Raw genomic sequence first — 5,697 nt, forward strand, 5'->3', positions numbered from 1 at the left:
GCCTAATAATGGCCATGTCCATAAACCCATTTTCATCCTATCCTTTCAATGTCGTAGAATTAGTATGGGTTAACATTTAAATTTTAAGCTTAAAAAGGAAATTTATTTAACCATTGTCCACCATCTAAAGTGACAATCTCACCATTCATGTAAGCAGCTTTATCAGAAAGCATAAACGCAGCAAGATCAGCAATTTCTTCTGGTTTCCCAAGTCTTCCTAGTGGCACAGACTTTAATGTTCGTGCAGCAGACTCTTCAGATTCCCACAACTTATCAGCACCACCAGTTCGCTCAATTGGTCCTGGAGCGATTCCATTTACACGAATGCCATATTGAGTTCCCCATTCAACTGCTAAGGTGCGAGTAAGAGACATGACACCTGCTTTAGCTGCAGCAGAGTGAGCTACGCCAGCTCCAGCATTCCAAGCATAAGTTGCCAACATATTCAGTATTGATCCTTTTTGTTCTTTTTCAATCCAATAATTCCCTACAGCTTGAGAGCAATAAAAAGTGCCATTTAACACGATATCGATAACTGATTTCCAGCCATTTGGTGAAAGTTTTTCTGCATGAACGATGAAATTTCCTGCTGCATTGTTAACAAGTCCATCAATCCGTCCAAACATCTCGTGCGTATAATTGACCATAGCTTTAACATGTTCAGGTTCACGTACATCCATTTGAAAAATGCCTACATGATTAAAATCATGGGAAATTGCTTTTTGTGCAGTCTCTAAACGTTCTAAATCACGTCCAGTAATAACAACGTTTGCTCCTTCTTCTACGAAACGCTTCGCCATATAAAATCCCATTCCACTTGAACCACCAGTAATAATAATTGTTTGGTCTTTTAGTAACATTTTAATACCCCCTTATAATATTTCTGAATATTCATTCATATTTCTATTATGCCATCACTATTCCACAAAAGTATATAGATATAGGAGAAAAAGCATTATTCTTCATCTTTTGAAACACGATATACCAATTTTAATAATTCTTCCTGACTGTTTATTATTTCTTCATGCTTATTCGGGAAACGATAGTGGTACTCACCATGTTCATCTTGTTCACGTGACTTCGCAGTATCTTGCATTTGAAGTAATATAACATTCATGATTCGTTCTTTAATAAACGGATCGACGATAGGAAAAAGAATTTCCACACGTTTAATCATATTTCTTGTCATCATATCTGCAGAAGATAAAAATACAAGATTTTCCCCATTTTGATGGAACCAATAGATTCTCGAGTGTTCCAGAAAACGTCCAACAATACTAATGACCCGAATATGTTCACTAATCCTTTTAATTTGAGGGCGTAAACAACAAATACCTCGAATAATTAAATCGATTTTAACTCCAGCGATTGAAGCATCGTACATTTTAATAATTAGATCTTTATCCGTAAGTGAATTCATTTTTGCTCGAATATACCCATTGCCATGTTCCTTATGAAGGACAATTTCTTGATCAATCAATTTCATAAATTCATCTCTAATATCAAAAGGAGCGACAACTAGATGATGAAAAACAGGTTTTTCGGTATAGCCACTTAAATAATTAAAGAAATTGGTTGCATCGATGCCAAATTTTTTCCTAGTAGTGATAATCCCCATATCCGTATAGATTTTTGCAGTTTGATCATTATAATTTCCTGTTCCTAGATGAACAAATCGTTCAATACGATCATTTTGTGTTCTAACCACTAATGTGATTTTTGAATGTGTTTTTAAATTATGCATACCATAAATAACAAGGCATCCGGCCTGTTCTAATTCTTTTGCCCAGTGAACGTTATTCTCTTCATCAAACCTTGCTTTCAATTCAACTAATACCGTTACTTGCTTGCCATTCTCTGCCGCTTTTTTGAGCGCGTGAATCATGGGAGAGTTTCCACTTACTCGATATAAAGTCTGTTTAATCGCTAATACATTGGGGTCATCTGCCGCTTCAGATATAAATTCTATAATAGGTGCAAAAGATTCATAAGGATGATGGAAAAATAAATCTTGCTGCAATGCTTTTGTAAAAATATCTTCATCCGATGTCAAATCGACAGGTGGTTGTGGTATGAAATTTTCAAACTCTAACTGTTCTCGACCAACTTTGATTTCTTTAATAAAGCTAAATAAAAATGTCAAATCTATTGGGCATTCAAGTTTAAAGACATCATCTTTATGAATTTCAAGTTCATTAAGTAAATAACTTAATACTTCCTGATTAATTTCATTTGCTCGAACTTCCAAACGACTAGCTGCTCCCCATTTTCGTTTTTTTAACTCCTTCTCAATTTCTACTAATAAGTCTCGGGCACCTTCTTCGTGAATTGTAAGATCCGCGTTTCGGGTCATTCTAAAAGCGGTGACTGATTTTACTTTGTATCCAAAAAACAACGAATTTATTTGATCTATAATCAAGTCTTCCAAGTAAACAAACGTATCTCCTTTTTTAGAAGGGACTTTAATCATCCTTTTCAAAACGGATGGAACTTGAACAATAGCCACTTTTTCATTAGTTTCTTCTCCATTTTGCTGTTCAAGAATGATGATAATATTCATTGTTTTACTTAAGAGTGTTGGAAACGGTCGATATGCATCCACTGCAACTGGGGTTAATACCGGGAATACATGTTCTTCAAAGAAGTTATGTGTATATATTTTTTGTGTTTTAGAAAGTTCAGCCATCTTTAATACTTGTACATCTTGTTGTTTTAATTGTTCATAAACAAGCAACTGATAAACACGCGATTGCCGTTTGACCAATGCATGTGTTTTTTGAGCAATTTTTTCAAGCTGTTGTTTTGGAGTTAATCCGGCTTTATTTTCATGTTTTTGAAATCCTACTCTCACTTGATCTTGAAGGCCCGCTACGCGTACCATGAAAAATTCATCCAAATTCGAACTGAAAATGGCTAAAAATTTCAATCGTTCAACTAAAGGATTCCGTTCATCTTCAGCTTCTTGAAGAACACGTTCATTGAAAGCTAACCAACTAAGTTCACGATTGTTGTAGTACGAAGGGTTATCTTTTTCAAAAGGTGCTTGTTGTTCAGTCATGCGAATCTCCATCCTTCATTACAAATTCCAAAGTGACCTCACACTTACATAAACGCTCTAAATGTTTTTTCTGTTTACCTGCTTGATATTCTTCAGCCATAGCATTTCCACTTACAAAAATCTTCATTCGAAAGCCGTCTTGCGAAGATTCAATTGATAAATCGTTTACTATTGATCGTTTTGAACCATTTAAGCCATAGGCAAATTTTAATATCGCCCCCAACTCTCTCAAACTTTTTAGTTCTCCTTTTTCAATCCATTTTTCGAATGGAGCGGCGTACACTTTAAATGTATCTTTGTTTTTATACGAAGCCACGAGTGCTAATCTCAAGCGATCAAAATGCTCTAAACCATCAATAGAACGATTAGTTAAAATATAGAAGGTATGTTGACTTGCAGAATCCGCATCAATGTATTCTCCTAAATAGAAAAGGGATGCTGCTCGTTCAAGCAATAGCAAGTTCGCAGGCGACTGTTCGATGATTCGATTCTTCACGCACTCCAAATAAATTTTCCTCGCTAAAAATTGGAGATGTCTCGCTTCTTTGAGATTTATTTCATATTCAGCTGCTAACGTTTCACTGCTGTGTTTAAATACTTCATGTTTATTTAATTCTTCCGGATGCGTTTGTAGAATACGGTTTAGCATGATACCTTCTCTTAATCCTTTACCACTAAACATAAACTCTTCAGACTTTACCACTTTCATCAATGCTCTGAAAACTTCTAGCGCAGGTATTATAATATCTGCTCGATCACTTGATAAACCTTCAATTTTCTTCAACTCTTCTATAGATAAATCTGACAATGTGTCACTCAATGTAATAACATCATGCACCTTCATCTTATATTGATGAACGCTCGAAAAAGGATATTCTTTTCTTTGCTGATCAATTTGAGCAATATTTCGAGCGCTACCACCAATCCCGATGACAGGTAATTTCAACCCATTAAGCCAAGGCAGGGAACGAAATTGAGCTTCTGTAAACAAAGCCAATTGTTCTTTTTCTACAGATGTCATCCGGTCACCTTGCATAAAATGTTGCTTTAGTGAAACAACTCCAAAAGGAAAGCTATGTGTGTTCTGCAATTTCTTTTCTTTGAAATATGTAATCTCGGTACTACCTCCACCAATATCAATCGTTACCGCAGACTTTGTTGGTACGGAATGTGACACCGCAACAAAACCAAAATACGCTTCTTCTTCTTCTGTTAACACATCTATATCTAAACCCGTTTCTTTTTTCATACGTTTAAGTATCTCATTTTGATTTGATGCTTGACGAACAGCAGCTGTCGCCGTTACTAAGACTTCTTGCACATCATAATCATCTAACATTTGACGAAAAGATAATAAAATCTTTTGAAGTAATTCAATCCCCTCTTCAGACATTTCACCATTAGTTTGTATATAGGTTCGTAAACGAGCTACGGTTTTTATATTTTCGAATTCGCGTAGACCTCTTCTTTCATCATAAGAATAAATAACTAAGCGGATCGTGTTAGACCCAATATCTAATATAGCTGTTTTTTGTTTTTTCATTTTTATCACCTTTTCCACATTTTTTTGAATTCATCTATACATATTGGGAAGAAATTGGTATGATAATATTTAATTGAATGCTCTGAATTTTTCCTTATTCTTGCATTATTACTCGTTTTCTACGACACGAAGGGTGGGATTCCATGAAACCAAATAGGACTGATGAACAATTAGCTGCCGCTATTTATTCTGTTAATCGTCATGCAAAAACTGCAACTGATAACAAATTTCTTTATGAATTAAAAAGATTAACCATTGAAAAGATGATTGAAACCGGACGCGCAAAAAAATTGGGACTACACTTTGTGAAAAACCCTCGATTTAGTCAACAGCAATCTTCTGTATTAGTTCAATGTGCTGATTATTACTTTCATCTATTACCCAAAAAAGAAGATTTTCAAAGTCTGACACATTTGGGTCATTTGGATGATAACTACCGTAATCCACAAAGAAGAATGAGTTTGAATATAGCCAAACAACTTCTAAGTGAATATACAGGCTTATCTCAGACAATAATAAAGAAAAAACCCACACATGCTCCCACCCCTATGTCTAAAAAACAACCTTTAAAAAATCGTTCATATACGTTTGGAAGCTCTTATTTAGATTAATTTATATATTTACAAAAATGCCGGAACCCATCAAAGTGGTTCCGGCATTTCTTTTTATTAATTTAACCCACTTTAGGGTCAGTTGAATCATGTTTTAAACGCAAATGAATGATTAATCCAATAACGGTCATTATAATCAATGTTGATAATGCAATACGACTTGCAAGTGGTCCATAATCTTGAAGTTGATACGTAATCGTCCCATAAAGGACTGGACCAATGATAGACGATACTTTACCTGAAAACGCAAACATTCCGAAAAATTGACCGCGTTTGTCCTCCGGTGACAATTCAATAATGAGTGTACGAGATGTGACCCACATAGAACCTAGAGAAACACCGAACATACTTCCCGCAATCCAAAACATCCACTGATCATAAGCAAAAACTGCTACAAATAGGGAGACAATCATAAGAATAGCAACTATGGTGACAGCATTTTTGGCTCCGATGCGTTTGGTTATATAGCCGAATACAAAAGAACC

The 5,697-nt window shown here is 35.2% G+C and carries 5 protein-coding genes; 1 reads left to right on the top strand and 4 read right to left on the bottom strand.

All coding sequences use genetic code 11. The features are described 5' to 3' along the window. Positions 1-89 precede the first annotated feature (89 nt). The 3 genes from fadH to AC1DOS_RS17485 form a co-directional block, all read right to left on the bottom strand. Complete coding sequence (fadH, locus tag AC1DOS_RS17475; protein ID WP_477538525.1) at positions 90-860, bottom strand: 2,4-dienoyl-CoA reductase; 771 nt, start codon at positions 858-860, stop codon at positions 90-92. A 95-nt stretch (positions 861-955) separates the two neighbouring features. Beyond that, on the bottom strand, positions 956-3,058 hold the full coding sequence (locus AC1DOS_RS17480) for an RNA degradosome polyphosphate kinase (protein WP_477538526.1): 2,103 nt from the start codon (positions 3,056-3,058) through the stop codon (positions 956-958). Next, positions 3,051-4,601, bottom strand: a complete 1,551-nt coding sequence (locus AC1DOS_RS17485) for a Ppx/GppA phosphatase family protein (RefSeq protein ID WP_477538527.1) — start codon at positions 4,599-4,601, stop codon at positions 3,051-3,053. The genes AC1DOS_RS17480 and AC1DOS_RS17485 overlap by 8 nt, the downstream gene beginning before the upstream one ends. 143 nt (positions 4,602-4,744) lie before the next feature. Between AC1DOS_RS17485 and AC1DOS_RS17490 the strand changes: the two genes are divergently transcribed. Beyond that, a complete protein-coding gene (locus tag AC1DOS_RS17490) occupies positions 4,745-5,212 on the top strand; it encodes a YkyB family protein (protein WP_108584382.1) in 468 nt (155 codons plus the stop codon). 62 nt (positions 5,213-5,274) lie between these two features. Here AC1DOS_RS17490 and AC1DOS_RS17495 read toward each other — a convergent pair. After that, the coding region (locus AC1DOS_RS17495; RefSeq protein WP_477538528.1) for an MFS transporter at positions 5,275-5,697 on the bottom strand (423 nt) is incomplete at its 5' end.

The sequence above is a fragment of the Paenisporosarcina sp. P5_A11 genome (genome assembly GCF_056400705.1).

What these genes read in the sequence shown, in the direction of transcription:
- fadH (WP_477538525.1), bottom strand. Translation starts at nt 860, where the DNA reads ATGTTACTAAAAGACCAAACAATTATTATTACTGGTGGTTCAAGTGGA.
- AC1DOS_RS17480 (WP_477538526.1), bottom strand. Translation starts at nt 3,058, where the DNA reads ATGACTGAACAACAAGCACCTTTTGAAAAAGATAACCCTTCGTACTAC.
- AC1DOS_RS17485 (WP_477538527.1), bottom strand. Translation starts at nt 4,601, where the DNA reads ATGAAAAAACAAAAAACAGCTATATTAGATATTGGGTCTAACACGATC.
- AC1DOS_RS17490 (WP_108584382.1), top strand. Translation starts at nt 4,745, where the DNA reads ATGAAACCAAATAGGACTGATGAACAATTAGCTGCCGCTATTTATTCT.